The sequence below is a fragment of the Eisenibacter elegans DSM 3317 genome (genome assembly GCF_000430505.1).
Taxonomy (GTDB): domain Bacteria; phylum Bacteroidota; class Bacteroidia; order Cytophagales; family Microscillaceae; genus Eisenibacter; species Eisenibacter elegans.
In genome coordinates this window covers 364,013-387,990 of the sequence record NZ_KE387152.1, presented here as the reverse complement: position 1 = coordinate 387,990, position 23,978 = coordinate 364,013, and the positions used below count along the sequence as shown (strand labels likewise).

Annotated in this window: 19 protein-coding genes; 7 read left to right on the top strand and 12 right to left on the bottom strand. The window is 47.7% G+C overall.

The features are described 5' to 3' along the window. Positions 1-420: 420 nt before the first annotated feature. Positions 421-1,137: a hypothetical protein gene (locus G499_RS0111930; protein ID WP_027000137.1), complete on the bottom strand. Its 717-nt coding sequence runs from the start codon at positions 1,135-1,137 to the stop codon at positions 421-423. Between the two features lie 488 nt (positions 1,138-1,625). On the opposite strand from G499_RS0111930, the gene fabD reads away from it, so the two are divergent. The 3 genes from fabD to G499_RS0111915 all read left to right on the top strand — a co-directional run bounded on the left by fabD (position 1,626) and on the right by G499_RS0111915 (position 3,862). Further along, complete coding sequence (gene fabD, locus G499_RS0111925; RefSeq protein ID WP_027000136.1) at positions 1,626-2,495, top strand: ACP S-malonyltransferase; 870 nt, start codon at positions 1,626-1,628, stop codon at positions 2,493-2,495. 115 nt (positions 2,496-2,610) lie between these two features. Beyond that, positions 2,611-3,144: a DUF2452 domain-containing protein gene (locus tag G499_RS19795; RefSeq protein WP_051296201.1), complete on the top strand. Its 534-nt coding sequence runs from the start codon at positions 2,611-2,613 to the stop codon at positions 3,142-3,144. Further along, positions 3,137-3,862, top strand: a complete 726-nt coding sequence (locus G499_RS0111915; RefSeq protein ID WP_027000135.1) for a Dph6-related ATP pyrophosphatase — start codon at positions 3,137-3,139, stop codon at positions 3,860-3,862. The genes G499_RS19795 and G499_RS0111915 overlap by 8 nt, the downstream gene beginning before the upstream one ends. A 45-nt stretch (positions 3,863-3,907) precedes the next feature. On the opposite strand, the gene G499_RS0111910 is transcribed toward G499_RS0111915, so the two are convergent. Next, the gene (locus tag G499_RS0111910) at positions 3,908-6,328 is read right to left on the bottom strand and encodes a 7TM diverse intracellular signaling domain-containing protein (protein WP_154658430.1); all 2,421 of its coding nucleotides are present in this window, start codon (positions 6,326-6,328) and stop codon (positions 3,908-3,910) included. 278 nt (positions 6,329-6,606) lie between these two features. Between G499_RS0111910 and G499_RS0111905 the strand changes: the two genes are divergently transcribed. Beyond that, positions 6,607-7,008: an STAS/SEC14 domain-containing protein gene (locus tag G499_RS0111905; protein ID WP_027000133.1), complete on the top strand. Its 402-nt coding sequence runs from the start codon at positions 6,607-6,609 to the stop codon at positions 7,006-7,008. 65 nt (positions 7,009-7,073) lie between these two features. Here the strand turns inward: G499_RS0111905 and G499_RS0111900 are convergent, their stop codons facing one another. Further along, on the bottom strand, positions 7,074-7,838 hold the full coding sequence (locus tag G499_RS0111900) for a glucose 1-dehydrogenase (protein WP_027000132.1): 765 nt from the start codon (positions 7,836-7,838) through the stop codon (positions 7,074-7,076). A 229-nt stretch (positions 7,839-8,067) separates the two neighbouring features. Here G499_RS0111900 and G499_RS0111895 point away from each other — a divergent pair, with 229 nt between their 5' ends. Together G499_RS0111895 and pseB are read left to right on the top strand one after the other, a co-directional pair. After that, positions 8,068-8,472 (top strand): hypothetical protein, encoded by a 405-nt coding sequence (locus tag G499_RS0111895; RefSeq protein ID WP_027000131.1) that lies wholly within the window; start codon positions 8,068-8,070, stop codon positions 8,470-8,472. A gap of 259 nt (positions 8,473-8,731) precedes the next feature. Beyond that, positions 8,732-9,757, top strand: coding sequence for a UDP-N-acetylglucosamine 4,6-dehydratase (inverting) (gene pseB, locus G499_RS0111890; RefSeq protein WP_035727332.1), 1,026 nt, complete (start codon positions 8,732-8,734; stop codon positions 9,755-9,757). On the opposite strand, the gene G499_RS0111885 is transcribed toward pseB, so the two are convergent. The 9 genes from G499_RS0111885 to G499_RS0111845 form a co-directional block, all read right to left on the bottom strand. Next, positions 9,752-10,489 (bottom strand): hypothetical protein, encoded by a 738-nt coding sequence (locus tag G499_RS0111885; protein WP_027000129.1) that lies wholly within the window; start codon positions 10,487-10,489, stop codon positions 9,752-9,754. The genes pseB and G499_RS0111885 overlap by 6 nt on opposite strands. A gap of 166 nt (positions 10,490-10,655) precedes the next feature. Next, the gene (gene galE / locus G499_RS0111880; RefSeq protein WP_027000128.1) at positions 10,656-11,681 is read right to left on the bottom strand and encodes a UDP-glucose 4-epimerase GalE; all 1,026 of its coding nucleotides are present in this window, start codon (positions 11,679-11,681) and stop codon (positions 10,656-10,658) included. 115 nt (positions 11,682-11,796) lie between these two features. Then, positions 11,797-12,750, bottom strand: coding sequence for a UDP-glucuronic acid decarboxylase family protein (locus tag G499_RS0111875; protein WP_027000127.1), 954 nt, complete (start codon positions 12,748-12,750; stop codon positions 11,797-11,799). A gap of 91 nt (positions 12,751-12,841) precedes the next feature. After that, positions 12,842-14,155, bottom strand: a complete 1,314-nt coding sequence (locus G499_RS0111870) for a UDP-glucose dehydrogenase family protein (RefSeq protein ID WP_027000126.1) — start codon at positions 14,153-14,155, stop codon at positions 12,842-12,844. A 236-nt stretch (positions 14,156-14,391) separates the two neighbouring features. Continuing rightward, positions 14,392-15,888: a sodium/proton antiporter NhaB gene (gene nhaB, locus G499_RS0111865; protein WP_035727329.1), complete on the bottom strand. Its 1,497-nt coding sequence runs from the start codon at positions 15,886-15,888 to the stop codon at positions 14,392-14,394. A gap of 156 nt (positions 15,889-16,044) precedes the next feature. Next, entirely contained in the window at positions 16,045-17,382 is a 1,338-nt protein-coding gene (locus G499_RS0111860) for a dihydrolipoamide acetyltransferase family protein (RefSeq protein WP_027000124.1), read from the bottom strand. Between the two features lie 496 nt (positions 17,383-17,878). Next, positions 17,879-19,141, bottom strand: a complete 1,263-nt coding sequence (locus G499_RS0111855; RefSeq protein WP_027000123.1) for a tetratricopeptide repeat protein — start codon at positions 19,139-19,141, stop codon at positions 17,879-17,881. Between the two features lie 207 nt (positions 19,142-19,348). After that, entirely contained in the window at positions 19,349-21,718 is a 2,370-nt protein-coding gene (topA, locus tag G499_RS19785) for a type I DNA topoisomerase (RefSeq protein ID WP_035727327.1), read from the bottom strand. A 142-nt stretch (positions 21,719-21,860) separates the two neighbouring features. After that, complete coding sequence (locus G499_RS0111845) at positions 21,861-22,115, bottom strand: (2Fe-2S) ferredoxin domain-containing protein (protein ID WP_027000122.1); 255 nt, start codon at positions 22,113-22,115, stop codon at positions 21,861-21,863. Positions 22,116-22,512: 397 nt separating this feature from the next. Between G499_RS0111845 and G499_RS0111840 the strand changes: the two genes are divergently transcribed. Next, on the top strand, positions 22,513-23,796 hold the full coding sequence (locus tag G499_RS0111840; protein WP_027000121.1) for an acetylxylan esterase: 1,284 nt from the start codon (positions 22,513-22,515) through the stop codon (positions 23,794-23,796). Positions 23,797-23,978 lie beyond the last annotated feature (182 nt).

Sequence of the window (23,978 nt, the reverse complement as noted above, 5' to 3'; positions counted from 1 at the left end):
TACAAATAAAAGTTTAGATAAACGTAGCCAATCATTAACGATGGCAAAGCTAGAGGGATTTTTATTTCAAAAAACACTTAGTCTATCTTTTTAGTAGTCTTTATGCGTAAAAATTTTTTATTTTGTGATTTTACAAAGAATTTCGTAGCATTAATTTTATAGTAGGCAAGTTTTTTGGGAAATGAGTGATTCCCTTCTTTGGATAGTCGTCCCTCAGGCGTAGTTCGTTGAGCCTATCTTTCACCAAAACAACACACAGCACTAGACATTTCTGAAAAAGTAACTCGGAGTTCCCGCTCCGAGACAAGCTGAGGCCTTATTTAAGGTTGCCAAATATACAGTGGCGTAAAAAACAATAGCTATTTTCAGACCACCAGACATTTCAGCAATGCCCAATGGTCTGCCTAAAGAGCCGTTGGGCTATTGGATGTAGCCAAAAATAGCCAGCGCTTTATTCGTCAATGCTTTACGTGCCGACTCGCCTTCTGTTACAAAAATAGGGATGCTCAGCCCCTTGCTTTCTAGTACCTCAAAATCAAAAACCCCATAGAAAGGCTGGTCGCAGCGTTTTTGGAGTACATAATGCGTCAATACGAGTGTTTTTCCGGCAGGGGGTGTATAATCTTCTCCAACAGGAATAAACACCGGCTGCACTTCGGCATCTACTGTAAAGCCTTCCAACAAAACTTGCGAGCGCTCACCAACGAGGGCTATTTCTGTCCCTGCGCGTATCAAAAGCGGGCTAGAGAGGCGCAGGTTTGTTCGGCTACAAAGCTGCTTGCCTACATTAAAACGCAACACTTCCTTCTGGTTCAGACGAAGTACGCCTTCATCATCCTGATAGCTAGAGGGTTGTATATGAATACGGGTGATGTAGAAGTTCCTGCCCATAGGGACACGATATTTGGCCAAAGGGCTATCCGTAAGCAATAGTGATTGGCGCTCAGCGTTGCGGTAGCCATCAGGAATAGCCAGCTCTAGGTGTGGTAGCCCAGCAGAAGCCGTCAGGCTTGACCAAATAGCGCTGTGTTGTTCCGACAAATCATTGGGAAAGGCGCGCTGTTGCCCCACAGCAACTTGGCTGATGATGACCCATAGTAAGCATCCCCAGCAATAAGGTTTCCTTAAATACTGCATAACATTCTAAGACAAAGGGTTTACCAAATTGTACCAAGACTCACAAGATTTAGGAATTTACAGGGTCTTATTTTATTGATTATCAATGACTTTCAACAGATATATTCCCCATTTTGATTGGGTACGAATACCTGTAATACTGACATAACCAGTCTATCAACCCTTAAAAATCACAAATCACATTCTTTTATTCGCATACCATCATAAACTCCCTTGGTCTTCAATTTGTTACACTGAATGGCGGGATAAGCATCGTTCACGCCACTGGACATTTTTCAAATCCCACTGTGGGCTAAGTCTCATTTTACCTCCAAAAATGAGGCCTCAGCTTGTCTCGGAGCTGACACTCCGAGCTGCTTTTCCAAAAATATCCAGTGGTGTGGGTATCGTTCTAGTTTTCAGGGCTGGGCTGTTACTTTTGGATACTCTGCCGAGGAGTTGTACTTTTGCAGACCTATCGTTTGCCATAGACCCAAAAACATACTCCTATGAATGCATACATTTTCCCCGGCCAAGGCGCGCAGTTTGTCGGTATGGGCCAAGACCTATACGACAGCCGCCCAGAGGCCAAGGCGCTTTTTGAGCAAGCCAACGAAATTCTCGGTTTTCGGATTACAGACCTGATGTTTTCGGGCACAGACGAGGACCTCAAGCAGACCAAGGTTACACAGCCGGCTATTTTTCTGCATTCGGCTATTTTGGCACTGACTACCCCCGACTTCCGCCCCGATATGGTGGCAGGCCACTCGCTGGGTGAGTTTTCGGCCTTGGTGGCCAATCAGGCGCTGGCCTTTGAAGATGCGCTGCGCTTGGTCTCTAAGCGTGCCCTTGCGATGCAGGCAGCTTGCGAAGCCAACCCATCTACGATGGCGGCAGTGCTTGGTCTTGATGATGCAAAGGTAGAAGAGGTTTGCCAAAGTATCGAAGGGGTAGTACCTGCCAACTACAACTGTCCCGGCCAATTGGTGATTTCGGGCACGAACGAAGGCATCGATGCCGCTATCGAAGCCCTCAAAGCTGCCGGAGCCAAACGCGCCCTTAAGCTGGCCGTAGGGGGCGCATTCCATTCCCCGCTGATGGAGCCTGCCCGCCAAGAGTTGGCCGAAGCCATCGCCCAAACGCCCTTCCGCAAACCTATTGCGCCGGTATACCAAAATGTGAATGCCCTACCGGCCACAGACGTAGCAACCATCAAACAAAACTTGATTGCCCAACTAACCGCCCCCGTCCGTTGGACACAAAGCGTGCAGCAAATGGCGCAAGACGGAGCTACCAACTTTGTCGAGGTAGGTCCTGGTAAGGTGCTCCAAGGCTTGGTCAAAAAAATAGCCCCTCAAGCACAGGCGGCATCACTCTAAAATTTCACCCAAGGGCGAACTATTCTCGCCCTTTTGGGTTGTTGTAATGATAAGCCTATATGATTTTGATAAGACAGGTTTATGTTTGTCATTCCCATCACCCCTACACGCTGTTATGAGTAATTCTGCCGAAAACACGCAAGAAACACCCCAATCACAACCAAGAGCGGATTTTGTCAATCCAATTGATAAAGACAAGGTAGCCGAAAACCCCGGGCTGTTGCCCTACGCACACACTGCGGGGGGGGCTGTCATCAAGCCTACGGAGCAGGGGGTTATCCGTGCGCAATCTCTGGAGGCGATGGCACAACAGACGGACATCCAGATGACCCAAATCTATGAGCAGATGCGTACCCTTGCCGAGCAAGCCCACAAAATCAAGCTCCGCGCCGAGGTTTCGAAGCTCATCTATGCTTCAGATATTAACTTCGAGCCCGTCATCAACCATATCTACTGCCTCTATCTACGCAAAAACGGTGGCTATATGCTCTCGATGATAACGCCGCAAGAATGGGGGCGCTCAATGCCTTTTGCCCAATATTGCGCCAAGGTGCGTCTGATGGCCGACCGCACTTGGGAGGTGCTCGAAGCCAGTGATGATTTTATGCAACAGGTCGAAAATATCGACACTACCACTGCCAATGACTAACACTTCCCACCCTCCCTATGCTACCGCCTGCCTTTGGAGCGGGGGTAAAGATGCAGCTCTAGCGCTTTATCATACTCTACAAAATCCCGACTATGAGGTCAAGCAACTCCTGACTACTTGTAACGAAGCCCACGAGCGCGTGTCGATGCACGGCATACGCGAAGCTTTGATACGGCGCCAAGCAGAGGTCATCGGCCTGCCTTGGCAGGCAGTACGCCTGCCCGAGGAGGCTTCGATGGAAGACTACAACCAACGGATGCAAGCCGTACAAACACACTGGGCTGAGCAACAAATCAGCCATGTACTTTGCGGTGATATTTTTCTTGAAGACCTCCGCCGATACCGCGAAGAGCGCTTCGCACAACAACATCTGCAAGGGGTTTTCCCACTCTGGCAGCGCGATAGTTTAGACTTGCTAGAAGAGTTTTGGGCGCTGGGTTTTCGTGCCAAGGTGGTTTGTGTCAGTGCGCGCTATCTTGACCAAAGCTTTGTAGGGCGCGACCTCGACCGCGAGTTTGTCCAAGCCCTGCCTCCCGAAGTAGACCCTTGCGGCGAAAACGGAGAGTTTCATAGTTTTGTATACCAAGCACCTTATTTTTCGGCGTTCATCCCGGTAGTGGTGGGCGAAAAAGTATACCGCACCTACCCCACCCCAGCCAACCAAACCCCTCCGGCTTGGGATACGGGTTTTTGGTTTGCCGATTTGTTATTGGGCTAGCCCGGCGCGCAAGGTTCTCCGGCTTGGCTGATGCAATATTTGTATTTATAGCCTAAAGCCCAATACCAACATATCGTCGCGTTGTTCGGTTTGCCCCATATGCTCCTGTATCAGTTGGTTGAGATATAGTTTTTGGGTATCTATGGGTAAATGATGTATGGCCAACAACTCCTCTTGCAGGCGACGCTTGCCAAATTTCTGTCTTTGCTGGTTGTTCTGGTCTTGTAGCCCGTCAGTGAGTAGGTATACCATTGTGCCACGCTCCAAAATAAGGACACTATTCTCAAAAGCACGCTCTTCGTTTTGCATTCCCCCTATGCCTTTGCGTGTTCCTTTTAGCTCTTTGAGTGTTGTGGGGTCGTTAGGCTCTACATAATAAAGGCTGTGTTTGGCTCCGGCAAAGACCAGCTGTGTGTGCGTGTCGAACTGTGTAGGCGAGATGTTGCAGATAGCGGCATCCATCCCGCTGTTGTTTTGGGTATGACGTTGCTTGAGCACTACCTGAACATCGCGGTGTAGGCGGCTGAGGATTTCGGCAGGATTGGTAGCGCGGCCAAAGCGTACAATGCGGTCGAGAAGGGTATGGCCTATGAGGGTCATAAATGCCCCCGAAACCCCGTGGCCGGTACAGTCGGCCACCACTAAGATGACCTCTTCGTCGACGGCATTGAGCCAATAAAAATCGCCCGACACAATGTCCTTTGGTTGGTAAATGACAAAATATTCTCCCAATAGCTTCTTGAGCTTCTCTTCATAGGGCAGCACAGCCTGTTGTATCGTAAGGGCGGCTTCGATACTGCTTTGCAGCTTTTTGTCGTGCAAAACCAACTCTTGGTGTTTGGCCTCTAGGTCCTTTTGGACGAGCTGTAGCTCTTGGCTATACTCCTTCAGTTTGTCATTGGCCTGCTCTAGCGCCGCTTTTTGGAGTTCGAGTACTTGGTTGTTTTCTTGTAGTTGTTCGTTTGCCTGTTGTACAGCAACTTGGCTTTGCTCTATTTGGTCTTTGTTGTATTTGAGATTTTCGTAGGCTTTTTCGAGTTCGGCATTTTTAGCTTCTATAAAGTTGCGTTGTGCCAATATTTCCTCCCTCTGTTGTTGTAGCTCTTCGTTTTGTACCATAATCTCCTCTGTCCGCTCACGCACCCGTGTTTCGAGGGTTTGGTTTTGCTCTAGGATAATGCGTTCGTTTTCGCGGGCAACAATGAGTGCTTCTTGTTGGGCTTTTTCTTTCTCTTGGCGGTAGATATTGATTTTATCAGCCAAGGCCAAAGACAACAACAGTACCTGTAGCAAGGTTCCTCCTTGGGGGGCATAGTCGAGCCAAGCCCAATAAAGGTAGCCCGAAAGTTTGAAGGCGAGCAATAAAATCCCCAGCATCGCCGCGCTCCAACCCAAGACAAAGAGCTTGGCACTTCGATTGCCCCATATCCAGCTCAAGACCCCTGTAATGATCATCAATACACTCATCACCATCACAGAAGAGGTTGCCACCAAGATGGTCAGGTTGTAGTTGAGCAAGGGGCTGAGCAAGCCAAAGGAGAAACAAAATAAGGCTATGCCCAATAAGAAAATATGCCACCGGGGCATCTGTTTATGTGTAGAAAGGAAATACATCGCAAAGGTAATCCCAAAACCGGAGGCTATCGTCATCGAAATAGGCAACATCAGGTTGGCAACCCGAGGATACGCACCCCATAGATACAAAAAACCGTGCCCCTGAAGCGAAAGCTGCGCCAAAATAAAGCTGGTGATATAGAAGCAATAAATCAAGTAACTCCGCTCCCTAATAGCCACCCACAAAAAGAAGTTGTAAAGCATGATGAGGAATAGCCCACCATAAAAACCGCCATAGAGCAACTCTACCGTCAGGCTATAACGCTGAAAATAAGAGGCGCTCTGGATGCTGATTGGCAGCTGTACAGAGCCCTTGGTGCGGACTTTGAGGTAAAAATTATGTGCCCCTTCGTCAATAAGGTGTAAAGGGATGACAGCGCTCTTAAAAAAAACACTCCGTTTGTTGATCGGTACCATATCCCCCACACTATAAGACCGCCATTTTTTGTCGTAATCTTGGTAATAGACCTTGATAGAATCCAGCGGGGCATAGTCGACCAACAAAAACCATTGACTGCTTTGGCCTACAATGCGGTCAGAGCCTTGGCTAGGCCGTCGAAGCCGGAGTTTGACCCAGTAGGTGGTGCTGCTAAAGCCAAAGTTGAGTTTACCCGGCGTATAGAACATCTTCTGCCCTACCAATACTTCGTTAAAAGTCAAGGCGTTGTGCTTGTCTTCCAGCAGCTTAATATGCTCAGGCTGTATGCTGAGGTAGCCCTTTTCGTTTTTGAGCAAGAGTGTTGGCTGCGCCCAAAGCTTAGGACTTACTGCAAGGACGAGTAGCAGACATAAGCAACTACAGCAGCTATAGCGCATCAATCGGACGGTATGAGGGTTAAGTAGTAATGACAAGGGGATGTGTTTAGTAGGTTGTTTGTGTGTTAGGCGTGTCAAAATAAATACTAAAAAACGTAGTTGCAAACCTACGTCCAAAAATATCTGATATGGGAATTATTATGCTTTTAAAAACGTGTTTAAACACTGATTAAGAGCGTAATATCAAGTGTTTAGTCGGAATGGTGTTTTATTTTTATCCAAAAAACAAAATTTTATTACGCTACGGCCTCTACTACCTCTCATTCCCGTATTTTTACGCCCAAGTCCAACGGTATACTTAATTTTTTAATACTATGAGTTTTTATCAAGATAACTTTGTCGCTATTGAGCACCTCGCCTCACACAATGCTGTCAAAATCCAATGGCTTGAAGGCTCTGCCGATATGACAGAAGCAGACTTCAAGCAGGTGATTGCTAAGGAAAAGGAGGCACTAGAAACCTTCAAACCTCGTGCTATACTGGCAGATACGCTTGAGATGCAATACAGCATCACCCCTGCACTACAAGAGTGGCACAATGACTTTCTATTCCCTAGCTTTGCAGTAGTCGGTATCGAAAAGTTAGCCATTGTAGTTAGCAAGGATATTTTTTCTCAAGTTTCTGTAGAGCAGCTCATTGAAGACCATAACGCTGCCCAGTTTTTGAGCAAATACTTTGATAGCGAAACTAAAGCTATTGAGTGGATTCAAGGCTAATAAGATTGACGAGCTACGATTGACGAGCTACGATTAAATCGTCAATCCAAACTCGTCAATCCAACCTAGGTCAGTTGTAGTTGTGTGAATCCTCCGTCGGCTATAATTTCAGCTCCTAAGATGTACGAGGAATCATCAGAAGCTAAAAACAAGGCTGCCTTTGCAATTTCTTCGGGTTGCCCGATACGTTTCATTGGATTCTGGGCTGCTAGGCTGGCAATCATCTCTTGTACTACCTCTGCCGAAAGACCGGGCATATCCAATATTGGGGTTTGTGTAACGCCGGGGCTGACCATATTGACCCGGATTTTGCGGGGCAACAACTCTGTAGAGAGGGTGCGTGCTAGAGAGCGCAGGCCTGCTTTGCTGGCCGCATAAGCGCTCAGCGAGTGTTGACCGATTTGGTTAGAAATAGACCCTGTAAATACAATAGCTCCCCCATCATTCATTTCGGGCAAAGCTGCTTGAATTAAAAAATACGGACCTTTGAGGTTTGCAGCCAATACTTCATCATACATTTCCTCTGTCATTTGCTCTATGGAAGCAGCTTTGGCAATGCCTGCATTGAGGTGAAGTACGTCTATTTTCCCAAAATGAGCAACCGTTGTGGCTACCAAGGCTTGACGATCTGCTGCTTGGGCAATATCTCCAGATACAGTCAAAACGCGCTCTTCGACTCCTAATTCGGCTTTAGCCGCCTCTAGCTTAGCAGCAGAGCGCCCAAAAAGGACTACCTTGGCACCTTCGTCTAAAAATAAACGCGCCGAAGCAAGGCCAATACCACTACCACCACCAGTGATAATACATACTTTGTCTTTAAGTTTGGTCATTTTGAAAATATTTTGTAGTTTTAATCAATGAAACACTTTTGTTGTCAGTGCTGTCTCCAAAACTAATAAAAATACCCCGTTTCACAAGTAGCTATCCAGCTAAAATTTGGAAATCCTTACACTTGTTGTTTTAGTGATAATTATGGATTCGTAAAATCTTTATCTCATACTACCTTTGTCATTCTAGCTGCACTTACTGTTCTCCACCTCAAAAACCCCTTATACTGCGATGGAAGTATATAAAAGCGATTATCAGGTTATTAGATTTTATGCCGAGCAAGGCATTATGGCCAAACAATGGACTCCCGACACCCTCAATATGGATGAGGTAACCTTTGTATCCGAGGTTGAAAAAATTGCCGAAACCGCCGAGCAGCACAAAGCTCAGTGTATTATGGATGATACGAGCAAATTTGCTTTCCCCATTACCCCAAAACTTCAAGAGTGGGTTGACACGCAAGTCTTTCCTCGTTTTATTGCCGCAGGCCTAAAAAAATATGCCCTGCTTGTTTCTGAAGAGATGATCGCACAGCTTTCTATCGAGCAAACTATGGAAGGAGAAAAAGGCGAGCAAGCTTTTGAAATTGCCTACTTTAGCGAAGCCGAAGCCGCTATGAAGTGGTTGGCAGCCTAAACTTACCCCGCTTTTGCTTTTGCTTGCAACACTGTACCGCTAGGTGCAGTGTTGTTTTTATGATAGCCAAGCCCCCCTGTGCCGCCGCTTTGAGCCAAAAAAAACTATTTTTGCTTCGGAGTAATCCCCAATCGAATCTGGCTTTGGGAAGTATATGCGCTGAAAATCCTTGATAATCAAGAAAATCAACTCTAGTGAACCCTCAAATCCAGCAAGTCTTGGTATATTTTGGAATAGGCTTAGGGCTACAGAAACACTTATGTTGAACGGAAAATCCATTTTAATCACCGGAGGTACAGGCTCATTTGGGCAAAAGTTTGTCGCTGCCATATTGCAGACATACCCTAAGGTCAAGCGGGTAGTGATTTATTCCCGCGATGAATTGAAGCAGTTTGAGATGCAACACCACACCCCCTACGGCAATCACCCCGCGCTGGAGTTTGTCATAGGGGATATACGCGATGCACAGCGCCTGACCCGCGCCTGTCTGGGGATAGACTACCTCATACACGCTGCGGCGCTCAAACACGTACCCATCGCAGAGCTAAATCCGATGGAGTGCATCAAAACGAATGTTTTTGGCTCTGAAAATGTCATCAATGCGGCTCTCGATACAGGAGTCAAAAAAGTCATTGCCCTTTCTACTGATAAAGCGGCAGCTCCTATCAATCTTTATGGAGCCACCAAACTCTGCGCAGACAAGCTTTTCATTGCCGCTAATAATATGCGTGCGGCCAACCCGGTCAGCTTTGCTGTGGTGCGCTATGGCAATGTAATGGGAGCTAGCGGCTCTGTTATTCCTTTTTTTATCGAAAAGCGCCAATCTGGCGTGTTGCCTATTACTGACCCAGCAATGACCCGCTTCAATATCACCCCTGAGGCAGGTGTCAATGCGGTGCTTTTTGCCTTAGAAAACGCCTTAGGAGGCGAGATTTTTGTTCCTCGTATTCCCTCTTTCCGCATTATCGATTTGGCAGAAGCCATTGCTCCCTCTTGCGAGCACAGGATTGTGGGTGTTCGCCCGGGCGAAAAGCTACACGAAGAAATGATTATCGAATCGGACGCACTTCACACACTCGAAACAGCAGATTATTTTGTAATAGCCCCCCATAGCCTTATCGAGGAGTATGAGCAGACCTTGGCACGCTATCGTACCCACTATCAGGCGCAACCTGTAGCCAAGAACTTCGCCTATAGCTCCGAAAAAAACACGCAGTGGCTGGATGTGCCGACTTTGCGGCGGCTCATCCAACAACACGTATCTCCTAATTTTGAGCCTCTATAAGGTAAATACCAGCCCCAACTGTACGGCATACATATCAGTAGCTGATTTTACGGAGAAGCGGCGGAAATCAGCGCTTCCATCAGGTCGAGGGTTGGCCAGTGCCTGTTGTATTCCATCACGATTGAGATATTCAGCTTCGCTTCCTAAGAGGTAGAGCAGGCGTAAATCAAGCTTGACCATCTCTCCCAAGCGTAGGTATCCTCCTACTGCACCTCCATAACTCCATGCACTGCTAGCAAAATTGGTTTCGGCAGAAAGGGTGCGGGTGCGGGTTTCGTCATCATCAAAGTCCACCCTAGTAGTTGTGGTTTCTTGCAGCTTAGTCCGCAAGTAAAAGCGCCTTCTGCCGCCCATTACATCCACATAAGGCTGAAAAATAGCACCGGGCATATTGGGCATCAAGCGCAAAACCAAGTGCCCCATCAACATATTGTTGTTATTTACGAGCTTATATGTTGTACTGCTTCCAAACAAACCGATGTCATAGTCTTGTACATCGCGGTTATAAATCTGATACCCAAGCTCTGCCCCAAAGTGTACAAAGCCCCCAAAAGGCGAAACCAAAAACTTGGTTCCAAACCCGAATCCTACTTGGTCTTGGTTGCGGGCATATTGCCCAACGGGGACTCCGAGTTGTGTATTGAAACCAAAGGTTACAAACTGGGCTTGGGCAGTCGAAGTCGTTGCGGCAATCAACAAACAGAAAAACAAACGAATGATGATATGATTCATAAGACTTTATTGATAAGTGTATAGATAACAATAACTGTATAGCTATACGGAAAGCTCCAGCAAAAAGCCACAAAAGCACGCCCCTAATGTCCTAAGATTTTGCTAATTACCTGTGTGGCTTTGCCTTCTTGAGTAAATAACCGAAGGATGTGGTCATTGCATCTGGTTATTTCAAACTACACTGCCAGCGCCAAGCATCCACAAGTGCCTGAGCCAAAGACCGCTCTGCGTGCCAGTCTAGCTGTTTTTCGGCCTTTTGAACGGACGCGTAGACGGCTGTTACATCGCCCGCACGGCGTGGGCCGATGGTATAGGGCAGGCCTTGGTTAGTTTCTTGGATAAAGGTCTGTATTACTTCCAATACCGAGTTACCTTTTCCGGTTCCGATATTGAATGCCTCACAGTAAGATGCCTCTGTCTGTTTTTGCAGATGCTTGAGTGCTTGTACGTGTGCCTGCGCAAGGTCTACCACGTGGATGTAATCTCGGATACAGGTACCGTCGGGGGTAGCATAGTCATTGCCAAAGACAGTCAAGCGCTCTCTGAGCCCTGCGGCTGTTTGGATGATATATGGGACAAGATTGTTGGGCGGCCCTAAGGGCAGCTCTCCAATCAGGCCTGAAGGATGTGCGCCAATAGGGTTGAAATAGCGTAACAATACACTGCGTAAAGCAGAAACCTTACAAGCATCGCGCAGTATCTGCTCCCCTACCTGTTTGGTAAACCCATAGGGCGATTCGGCAGGTTTTAGCGGCGCTTGTTCGTCTACCGGTAGGTTATCGGGCTGGCCATATACTGTTGCCGATGATGAGAACACTAGGTCTTGTACCTGATACTCCTGCATCAAGCTCAATACATTCAACAACGAATCAAGATTATTGCGGTAGTACTTCAGTGGTTGTTGTACAGATTCGCCTACCGCTTTGTGTGCCGCAAAATGAATCACTCCGCTGATAGTTTCTTGCGCAAAGACTGTTTTCAAGCCTTGGAGGTCGAGACAGTCTAGGGTGTAATATGCGATGGCCTTTCCTGTAATCTGCTCCAATCTTTGGATGACATTGGGGCTGGAGTTAGAAAAATCATCCACAATCACCGGTCTGAAGCCGGCTTCTATCAGGCTAACAACCGTATGAGAGCCGATAAACCCGGCACCTCCGGTTACTAAAATCGCTGGAGTATTTGGGAGCGTCATTTTGAGAATGTATCAATACTGAGGTCAGAGTTTGCCTGTAGCCTAATAGAGGTAGCGCAGCAACTTATTAGGGGGCAATCCCGCGCTTACGCAGGGGAAGCCCCTATTAGGAGGGTTATTGCTGGCCTTCGACTACTGTTTTGAAGTATTCGAGGGTACGACGAAGCCCTTCTGTGCGCGATACTTTAGGCTCCCACCCTAGAATGGCCTTGGCCTTGGTAATGTCAGGGCGGCGCTGTTTGGGGTCGTCTTGTGGGAGAGGGTGGTACACAATCTTTTGGCGGTTACCGGTCAACGCGATGATTTCGTCAGCAAACTCCTTGAGCGATATTTCATCCGGATTTCCTACGTTCACTGGGTCGGCGCAGTCGCTCATCAGCAGTCGGTAGATGCCGTCGATAAGATCATCGACATAGCAGAACGAGCGTGTTTGCGAGCCATCGCCAAAAACAGTCAAGTCTTCGCCACGGAGGGCTTGGCTCATAAATGCAGGCAGGGCGCGGCCATCGTCCACACGCATCCGTGGGCCATAGGTATTGAAAATACGGACAATCCGCGTTTCGACACCGTGGTAGCGATGGTAAGCCATCGTGATGGCCTCTTGAAAGCGCTTGGCTTCGTCATATACCCCTCGGGGGCCGATGGGGTTGACATTGCCCCAGTACTCTTCCGTTTGGGGGTGAATGAGCGGGTCGCCATACACTTCAGAAGTAGAAGCCACTAAGATACGAGCGCCTTTGTCTTTGGCTAGGCCAAGGAGATTGTGCGTCCCCATAGCCCCTACTTTGAGGGTTTGGATGGGTATTTTGAGATAATCAATAGGGCTGGCCGGAGAGGCAAAGTGCATGATATAGTCAAGTTTGCCGGGGAGGTGTACAAACTTAGTTACGTCATGATGATAAAACTCGAAGTCATCGCGAGGCATTAGGTGCTCGATATTGCGCATATCACCAGTGATGAGGTTGTCCATCCCGATGACGTGGCAGCCCTCTGCCAAGAAGCGGTCGCAAAGGTGCGAACCGAGGAAGCCGGCGGCTCCGGTAATTAAAACACGTTTTTTATCGGCCATGATAGTTTGGGAGAATAAGAATGATTGAGCGCAAAAAGGATAATACATCCGAGCCTGCCAGACTTCAGTCTGACAGGCTTTTTAAGAGAAGTTAGGGCTTTACAACCTCTCTTCCGATGCTATAGTAGGTATAGCCTAGGTCTTTCATTTGTTGGGGTTCGAAAAGGTTGCGCCCATCAAAGATGACCTTGTTTTTGAGTAATGTATTGATTACTTCAAAGTCAGGATTTCGGAACACAGGCCACTCTGTAAAAATCATCAGGGCATCGGCTTCGATAAGCGCTCCATAGGGGCCTTCGGCATATTCGATTTTATCGCCAAATATTTTGCGCACATTCTCCATACCTTCGGGGTCATAGGATTTGACAATGGCTCCGGCTTCTAGTAGGGCTTTGATATTTTCGAGGGCGGGAGCCTCACGGATGTCGTCAGTGTAGGGTTTGAAGGCTAGCCCCCATACGGCGATTTTTTTGCCTTTGAGGTCATTGTTGAAGTATGCGTTGAGCATCGGCAGGAGCTTGGTTTTCTGCTGCTGGTTGACATCCATCACTGCCTTGAGGATGCTGAAGTCATAGTCATACTCTTGGGCTGTTTTGGCGAGCGCCTGTACATCTTTGGGAAAGCAACTGCCGCCATAGCCGATGCCGGCAAAGAGAAACCGTTTGCCGATACGGGTATCTGTACCGATACCGTGTCGGATATCGTCTACGTTAGCGCCTACCTTCTCGCAGAGGTTGGCGATTTCGTTCATAAAGGTGATTTTGGTTGCTAGGAAGGCATTGGCAGCATACTTGGTCATTTCTGCTGAGCGCTCATCCATGAAGATAACTGGGTTGCCTTGGCGTACAAAAGGTGCATAGAGCTTTTCCATTAGCTTGCGGGCGCGCTCCGAGCGTGTACCAACTACAACGCGATCAGGCTTCATAAAATCTTCAACGGCCACCCCTTCGCGCAAAAACTCAGGGTTTGAGACTACATCAAAAGGTGCATTTGCTTGGGCAGCGACAGCATCGTGAACCTTCTCGGCAGTACCTACGGGTACAGTGCTCTTATCGATAATTACGGTATAATCCTCCAATAATGGCCCTAGGTCTCTAGCTACTTGGAGGACATATTTCAGGTCGGCAGAGCCGTCTTCGCCCGGAGGGGTGGGCAAGGCCAAGAAGATAAGTTGTGCTCCCTTGATACCTTCGGCCAGATTAGTTGTGAATTTAAGGCGCTCTTGCTTGATATTTCGTTCAAAGAGTGCTTCTAGTCCCGGTTCGTAGATGGTGATTTTACCTTGCTGCAATTTGGATATTTTCTCTTGGTCAATATCCACACACGTAACTGTGTTTCCTGTTTCGGCAAAGCAGGTTCCTGTAACTAGCCCTACATAGCCTGTACCAACGACAGCTATTTTCATGGTAGTGATTGATTAATTGTAACATTGAGATTTTCAGCTCAAAATTAAGGGTTTTTGTTCAAATAAGCGCCTTTTTTGAGAATCATCTTGTGCCACAAAATACAAGCGCCTTTTCTATAGTAGAAAAGGCGCTTGTGGGCTTTTTTATACCAATATTTGGCTGATTTGAGGGGTTACTCATCAATTTGATTTTCTTGATCCTCAAGCGTTTTAATTGGGTATATCTACTTTTCGGCCTAATGCCCGCCAATCCAATACCATTGTAAGAAGATAAGGCTGACGATTGTCAAGACAATGAAATACGGGATGGCCATCACAACCATCCGCAAGTAAGACAACTTGATGCGCACAGCGATGGCATTGGTCAACAAAAAGAGGAAGGCAGCTTGGCCGTTGGGAGTTGCGATAGAGGGAATGTTAGTTCCTACGTTGATGGCAACGGCAACAGCACGGGCTTGGTCGCTGGCATAACCGAGGTTGGCTACAGCTTGCTTGATATAGATTGTCCCGACAAAGACGTTGTCACTGATTGCGGAGAGCAAGCCTGAGAACACAAAAAACACGTATGGCTGCATCTCAGGGCTGGTATCAAGCGCCATTTGAATAACAGGAGTGAAGAGGTGATTTTGTTCAATCATGGCCACTACCACAAAAAACACCACCAAGAGCGACGTAAAAGGTGTGGCCTCTTCAAAAGCGTGACCGATGGTGTTTTCATCTATCTTGCCGGTGAGCGCAGTGAGCAACACAATCACAGAAAGACCAATCAACCCCACCTCGGCCAAGTGTAGCGCTAAGCCAATGATGAGCCACAGCCCGACCAAACCTTGTACTATAAGGTTATAAATCTTGCGCGAGTCAAGTTGTTCTTGCATACGTTTGCCCTCATTTTCGAGAATGCGGCGCACATTGTCGGGAAGCGCATAGCCATACCCAAAAATATGTAGGCGCTCAACTACGATGGTAGTCAAAAGTCCAAAGACTAAGACCGGCAAGGATACGTGTACTATCTCCAAATAAAAATCCACAAAACTCCACTTCATACTAGAAGCAATGATTAGGTTTTGTGGTTCGCCCACTTGAGTAGATACCCCTCCGAGCGCCGTTCCTACTACTCCGTGCATCATCAGGTTACGCAAGAAGCCCGAGAACTGTTCTAGGTCTTCTTTGGCCACCCGCTTGCGATCATTATGATTGTCCATATTGGCTGCTTTTTCTTCCAATGAAGCGCCAGTATAGATATTGTAGAATGCAATGGCTACCGCAATCATTACTGCCGTTACTGTCAAGGCATCAAGCCATGCGGATAAAAATGCGCCTGCAAACGCGAATGTGAGCGATAATCCAATTTTGGAGCGGATACCAACAATGATTTTGGTGAAAATCCAAGCAAGCAAGTCTTTCATAAAGTGAATCCCTGCAACCATAAAAAGTAGCAACAAGATTACTTCAAGATTGTGCTTGACTTCTTCATAAATCGCGTGGGGGGTTACCATCTGCATAAACACCGCCTCCAACGCCAGCAAGCCACCCGGAATTAACGGATAACACTTCAAAGCCAAGGCCAAAGTGGCGATAAACTCGACGAGAATGACCCAACCCGTAACAATTGGCCCTAGGGTGAATAGAATGATAGGGTTGATGATTAAGCAGGCCAATATGGCTTGTTTATACCAAAGTGGACTAGTGCCCATAAACGCTTGCACTGCCACCGGAGATTTCAGCTTTGACATTGATATTGGATGTTCGTTTTTTGGAAGTAATACCTGTTGTAACAATGATTGTTGGCAAAATTAGAAAAATTCAGCGAACAACCGTATATGCAGATAATATTTTACCGTGCGTATTCAGCAAGAATATCGCACGGTAAGTTGTTATATATCAGCGTATTATATCTCTCTATTGATATCGAAAGCCTCCAGATAGTCGGCTACTCGGCGTACAAACTGCCCTCCCAACGCACCATCTACGATGCGGTGGTCATAGGCGTGTGAGAGATACATCATATGTCGGATACCGATGACATCACCGGTAGGGGTTTCGATTACGGCAGGCTTTTTCTTGATTGCGCCAAAGGCCATAATGGCTACTTGTGGCTGTACCAAGATTGGTGTACCCATTTCGTTGCCAAAGCCGCCGATGTTGGACATGGTATAAGTACCTCCCGAAAGCTCATCTGCTTTGAGTTTGCCCACACGCCCACGGGCGGCAAGGTCATTGACTCGCTTCGAAAGGCCAAGCAGGCTATATTGATCGGCACCGTGCAATACAGGGACTATCAGGTTGCCATCGGCAGTAGCTACGGCCATTCCGATGTTGATGTCTTTGCGGATGATGATACGGTCACCGTCTACCGAGGCGTTGATCATTGGGAAGTCCTTGATTGCCTTGGCGATAGCCTCTAAGAATATGGGTGTAAAAGTGATATTTTCTCCTTCACGCTTTTTGAAGGCATCTTTTACCTTGTTGCGCCAGAGTACGATATTGGTTACATCAGCCTCTACGAAGGTGGTTACGTGTGGCGAAATCTGCTTTGATTCTACCATACGCTGCGCAATAATTTTGCGCATTCTGTCCATCTCTACAATCTCTATATTGCCTTGTAGCGATACCGAAGGTGCTACTTGAGGGCTAGGCGTAGGTCGGATGGGCTGTGTGTTAGCTGGTTGTGCAGGCGCAGCCACCGACGCAGGGGTGGTTTGTGGCTGTTGGCGATTTGCCAAATACGCCAAAATATCCTTCTTGGTTACTCTTTGGCCATTGCCTGAGCCAGCGATGTTGGCAAGCTCTGCTGCCGAAATATTCTCGGCTTGGGCAATGCTCATCACCAAGGGAGAATAAAAACGATTGTCGGCGGGGCGCTCACTGCCGTTGTTGTGGGTGCTGACTGTACTGACGGCCTGCGCTACTTCGGTTTCTATCGCAGCGGCGGTAGCGGCTAGGGTATTGGTGGTAGTACTGCTGCCGGTGTTGCTTCCGTCAGCGCCTTGGTCGTCGAGGATGGCAATGGGCTGACCTACCTGCACTACATCCCCCTCTTGGGCGAGTAGCTCCGTGATGACTCCGCTATGTGTGGAAGGAACTTCGGTATCTACCTTATCGGTGGCGATTTCGAGCAGGGGTTCGTCTTGTTCTACGGTTTCGCCTACTGATTTGAGCCATTTGAGGATGGTACCCTCCATGACACTCTCACCCATTTTGGGCATAATAATTTCTACCAATGCCATCTGTTGTCTTGAGTTGGTTTGTGTCTGTGAAATTGATGCATCAAAAATAACAAAGAAAAAAGCAAGCCCCAAGCCTACCTTTCAGGTTAGCTTGGCAGCTGACACGCAAAAATAAAGATTTTTTTGCACTTCTCTAGGCTTTTGGGCAGCCGGCTATCTGGTTGGGGGCGCTGTTTGTCCAAAAAATCGAGTCTATTTGGCCTATAAGCGCTTGTTTAAATTTTCGGCGTGGCCCTCAAGACAACTGATTTTTATGCTGATACTGGGCAAAAAACGTAGGCCTTATGTTTAGCCCACGATTAAAGTTGTGGGAGGGCTACGACGAGCATCTATACCGACATAATAGCCAAAAAACAGTGTTTTAGTGTCGCTGAAGAGATTTTTATACCAAGATCCACAAGATTTGATTTTCTTGATGCTCAAGGATTCTCAGCACACACATTTCCCAAACCAATTTTAGTTGGGTATAAACAAAGCTCTAAGGTTATTCTTTGGTTTAACCTTGCTCTTGTTCTTCTGTGGATGGTGGTGGCGTTTGTTGTTGAGGCGGCTTGTATTGCTGCTGATACTGTTGTTGGTAAAGCTCTTGCTGCTTTTTCTGCTCCTCTTGCCATTGTTCCCACATTTTGCGCTGTTGCTCTTGATAAGCTTTCTGTATAGAATCTTGCCGTGCGAGCTGTTTGCGATAATCTATGCGTGCCTTGGTATCCCAATAATAATCTCGGGCCATAAAATTGACAGGGTCGAGCGCTAGGGCTTTTTCAAATTGCCCCAGTGCGGGTTCCAACTTATCCTCCTCCCGATAACACAGTCCGAGATAGTAGTGTACATCCGCGATTTCATCATTATAGCGCAAGGTGTACTCAAAATATTCTTTGGCCTTCTTCCAATTACCTGCTTTATAAAGCAACAAACCAAGGTTGAACGCTGCCTGATAGAGGTCTGCGTTGGCATCGAGGGCCTTACGATAATACACCACTGCGCTATCAAGGTATTGATACGACACAAAACGCAGGGCGCGGTAGGTTTCGGCCTTGTTGTAGTTGAGGCGATCGTGGTTAGGGTTTTGCGACAACCCTTCATCAAAGTGTGCCAACGCACGCCGATACATCTCGTAGCGCAAATACATTTCTCCCAAGGCATTGTATGCATCAGGATAGTTGGGGCGTTTTTGGATGGCCTTGCGCAGGTGTACTACTGCCGCTGCTGTATCAGATTTCCCAAGCGCTACTGCTCCGTGTAGATAATCTATGCGCGCATCTTGAGGCATAATTTGAGCGACTTGTTTGAGATAGGTTTGGGCTTCGGTATATTTTTTTTCTGACAAATACAATTCGCTCATCAATAGCAAGGCTGCGGCATTCGAAGCCCCCAGTTTGCGGGCTTTGCGGGCAGCATCAAGCGCCTTGCTATACTGCTGGAGGCGCTGGTATACCTCTGCCAGCAGTAGTTGTGCAGCGGGGTCTTGTTCTTGGGTAGCTTCTACGGCTTTGAGCGCATACTGTAGCGCTAGGGTATCATCGGGCTGTTCTAAGTACCATCGTGAGAGCTTTTGTAATACCTCGGGGTTTTGAGGTGCGCTGTTGTACTGGTCTTGCAAAAGCTTTAGGCTTACCTCTGACCCCCAGTTATTGGTAGCCGGAAGTTGATAGATGGTGTCGTCGGTACGGTCGTAGCGGTCGCAAGCCAGCAACATTAGGCCAAGGCCGGCAAATAAAAAGATACGGAAATGGGATACAAATGCAGCACGGAGAGGCATATTGGTGTTTTGGGGTCAGATGTTGATGCAGATGATTTCTGGGCTTGTTTAGGTTTTGTACATTGCTTGGCCTCAAATCAGACAGATACACCGTGTTCAAGCTGGGACTGTGGCTACAAACAAGGTTTGTGTACAGGTCTATTTGGCCGCTTATCCCCCCAACACCCGCGCAGGGCTTTGGGGATTGGAGGGGTTATCAAAACAACTTTATTTCTTGCCTTTGCGAGCACTGCTGCTGCTGCGTTTAGGCTTATTTTTACTTTCTTCTACCAAGGCGAGGCATTCTTCGAGGGTCAGCTCAGCAGCTTCTTTATCTTTGGGGATTTTGGCATTTACCTTGCCCATTTTGATATAAGGGCCATAGCGACCATTGAGTACTTGTACTTCGGGGTTTTCGTCGAAAGTCTTGATAAACTTCTCTGCATCGGCCTTGCGCTTGGCGATGATAAGGGCGATGGCTGTCTCTTCGGTAACGAAAAGCGGGTCTTCATCTTTGGGCAAAGATACAAACTTGTCGTCGTGGCGGATGTAGGGGCCAAATCGGCCTACAGCTGCCACCATTTCTTTGCCCTCAAAAGTGCCTACCATACGGGGTAGCTTGAAGAGTTCGAGCGCGTCTTCTACCGTAATGGCTTCGGGGTTCATCCCCGAGCGGAGGCTGGCGCGTTGGGGCTTGGGGTTCTGGTCAGTGGTTTCGCCTATCTGCACAAAGGGGCCATATCGGCCATCAATGACCAGAATCGGCTCGTTTTTGTCGGGGTGAATGCCGATAGTGCGGGGCTTGAACAACTCTTTGCGGTCTACATCCTTAGAGGCCAAGACCTTAGGATGGAACTCTTTGTAAAAGGCATCCAGCATTTTGACCCACTCTTTGCGGCCTTCGGCTATTTCGTCAAATTCCTTCTCTACGGCTGCCGTAAAGGAGTAATCCATAATTTCGGTAAAGCGCTCTACCAAGAAGTCATTGACAGTCAGGGCGATACTCGTAGGAAAGAGCTTGGCTTTTTCGGCACCATAATTTTCGGTACGGTCAAAAGCCTCAATTTTTTCTGCCTTCAGAATCAGCTCACGGTATTGCCGCTGCTTGCCTTCGCGGTCTTCTTTGACCACATAGCCGCGCTTTTGGATAGTCGAGATAATCGGGGCATAGGTAGATGGGCGGCCAATGCCCATTTCTTCTAGCTTTTTAACGAGTGAGGCTTCGTTGTAGCGGGGTGGGTGGCGTTGGAAGCGCTCGGTCGCCTTGAGCTGGTCGAGGTCGAGGCGTTGACCCACAGTCAGCGGAGGCAACATACCCTTGGTGGCTTCGTCTTCGTCGTTGTCATCGTCATCAGATGATTCGAGGTATACCTTCAGAAAGCCATCAAACTTGATTACCTCACCACGAGCGATGAGGTTAGGCATTTTTTCACTGGTATTATTGGCTTGATTGTAGCGTATAGGGTCTATATCGATGGTGGCTACAGTGCGCTCTAGCTGTGCGTCAGCCATTTGTGAGGCGATAGCACGTTTCCAAATCAGTTCATAGAGCCGCACCTCGTCGCGGTCGCCGCCCGCGCTCGACACCCCAAAGTCAGTCGGACGGATGGCCTCGTGGGCTTCTTGTGCGCCTTCGGTCTTGGTTTTGTAGCTGCGATTTTGTACGTAGTCATTGCCATAACTCTGCCGGATGGACTGTGAGGCCTGCGCCACAGCGTCTTCGGAGAGGTTCGTAGAGTCGGTACGCATATAGGTGATTTTCCCAGATTCATACAGGCGCTGAGCCAAGCTCATTGTCCGTGCTACGCCATAGCCCAGCTTGCGAGCGGCTTCTTGTTGGAGAGTAGAGGTGGTAAATGGCGCTGCTGGTGATTTTTTGGCGGGCTTGGTTTCCAGTTTGGCAATAGAAAACTCCGCCCCTACACATTTTTCGAGGAAAGATTGTGCATCAGTTTCCTGCTCGGGTTTGTCGTTGAGGTCGGCGAATAGTTTGCGCCCCTTTTCGAGGTCAAAGCTGGCCTGAATGCGGAAATTACTTTTAGACTCAAAGGCTAAGATTTCGCGCTCGCGCTCTACAATCATCCGTACGGCCACAGACTGTACCCGCCCGGCAGAGAGTCCGGTTTTGATTTTCCAGAGCACGGGAGATATTTCAAACCCCACCAACCGGTCGAGTATCCGGCGGGCTTGCTGCGCATTGACGAGGTCTATGTCGATGGTACGGGGGTTTTCGATCGCATTGAGGATGGCTTTCTTCGTAATTTCACGGAAGACGATGCGTTTGGTGTCCTTATTTTGTAGCCCTAGCGCTTCATACAAATGCCAAGAGATGGCCTCTCCCTCGCGGTCGTCGTCAGTCGCCAACCATACTGTATCAGATTGCTTGGCCGTACGAAACAAGTCAGACACCACATTCTTCTTGTCGTCAGATATTTCGTAGGTAGGTTTGAAGCCATTTTCAACATCTATTGCTTTATCAGATTTGGGCAAATCGCGTACGTGGCCGTAGCTCGACTTCACCACAAAGTCTTTTCCTAAATATCCTTCAATGGTTTTGGCTTTGGCGGGAGATTCTACGATAACAAGATTTTTGGGCATAATCGTCGCTTGTTAGGGCTTAGATTGGAGAGAAAGGAAGCAGTGCTGCGAAGGCCGACTACCTGCTTCAAAGTTGCAAAGATTCTTTATAACTAATCAAGAAAGGCGCAAAAAAGTTTGGCTTTCTAGTAGCTTGGGGCTATCAACTGCCTTTGATTGTCTTGATTACTTCGTCTACATCAGTACGATAACACCACTGGTTGGCAGGCTGTACGGCTACTACAGGGGCAAATTTGCAGCGCCCCAAACACTTGGTCTTAAAAACCTCAGTACGGCGAAGCCGCTCACGTTTGACATCGCTTTTGAGCGTTTTGAAAAGCTTTTTATCCGCTTTTTTACAATCTTTGCCCTGACACACATACAGGGCGCATTGAGGCGAAGAGGGGGTTCTAGACATACACTGAAGGCATAGATAAGGTAACTTGATTTTGCAAAATTAGGCAATTTTACGTTAGTAAAGGGCACGCACCTAGGCTTCCGTATTGGTAACTAAGTTTTTTACTTTGGCCACAGAGGAAGCAACACAGCCGCAAAACGCGCAAAACAATGTCATATTTATACAAAATTCGGCAGCCCAACGAATACTAATTCGCTCATTTTGTGCATTTTATAAATTTACTAGATTTGATTTCCAAGGATTTTCCACACATTCAACCAAAATTGGTTTGGGCAATGTGTGTGCTGAGAATCCTTGAGCATCAAGAAAATCAAATCCTATAAATCCTCAAATCTTGTGAATCTTGGTATAATTTTGATTGGGTTGCATTTCGATTGAGTATAAAAACCATACACCTATGAAACCTCCTTATTTGTTCTTTGTTTGGATTGGTCTTTTGTGTTTGTGGCCTCAATGGGCAATGCCTCAGCCCAAACTACGTATCCAAACCACTGAGACCAGTACGGCTTGGGGGCAGCCTTTACAGATACAGCTTCGGCTCGAAAATATCAATACTGCCGGAACGCTGACCTGCTTGCTCAAAAACCGCCAAGGCCAACAAATAGCCCAACAGCAGTTTTGGCCACCCAAAGGACAAAGCCATTATACACAAAAAGTCGATTTTCAGGTATATAAAGCTGATTTTTATGATGTAGAGGCAGTATGGTCTTCGGGGGGCAAAGATTTGCTGAGACAATACTACACCGTAGGCTATGCTGTCGAAAAAATTTTTAGCCTTGGTCAAGCCCCACCAGATTTTGACTTGTTTTGGCAACAAACACGCCAAGAGCTGGCTGCCATCGCCCCAAAGTACAGGATTCTGGCACAAGACTCTCTCAGCACCCCGACTTATAAGATGTACTTGGTCGAAATACCGAGCCTCGGCGAGGTAACCGTCCGCGCTTGGTACCGTATCCCGCGCAACAACTGGAACGCCCCCGTTGTATTACAACTAGGCGGGATGGGCAGCGCCCTATACCCACCCAAAACCCTACACGATGACCCTTTTCGGGGCATACCAGACAACTATGCTGTGCTGGCGCTCAATATTCGAGCCCACGGCAACAGCAGGGACGCAATCACGCTCGAAGGAGGGCAGATATTCACCCACCAACTCCACGACAAGACGCAGTACTTCTACCGAGGAGCCATTGCTGATGGCCTCCAAGCACTGGCGTTTTTGCGAAGCAAACCTGAGCTTGACCAACGCAATATCATCGTAGAGGGGATGAGCCAAGGCGGGGGACTAGCCCTTATCTTGGCCGCACTCGTGCCCGAAGTAGCTTTTTGTATGCCCGATGTGCCCTTTATGTGTGATTTTGACACCTACCTCAGTTATCCGTCTTGGATTCAAAAAGCGGTGGCCAACTACGCCGACAAACAGCAGGTTTCCCTCACCTTACTGGCCGACAACCTGCGCTACTTCGATGCCAAATACTTCGCCTACCGCATTCGGGCGCAGGTACTGATGTCTGTCGGGATGCAAGACCGTACTTGCCCACCCGCCACTGCCTTCGCCGCCTACAACAAAATCATTGCTCCAAAAGCTTATAAAATCTATCCCAATGGCCAACACGATGGCGGCGGTGCCACACACCGTGCTTATAAATTTGAATGGCTCCAACAGCGCCTACACCGCTAAGTATACATCTTAAAGCCAAAATCACGGATCTCTATATCGCCAACAACTGTCAAAACAGCGGTGCATTTTTCTAAAAAAGACAAAATGTCAGTTTTTGATTTCTAAAAAAGCTATAAACAAGACAAAATGTCACCAAAAAACTCTTTTTCTCGGATTGGTACATCCCTTGCCAAGGTCTAGTC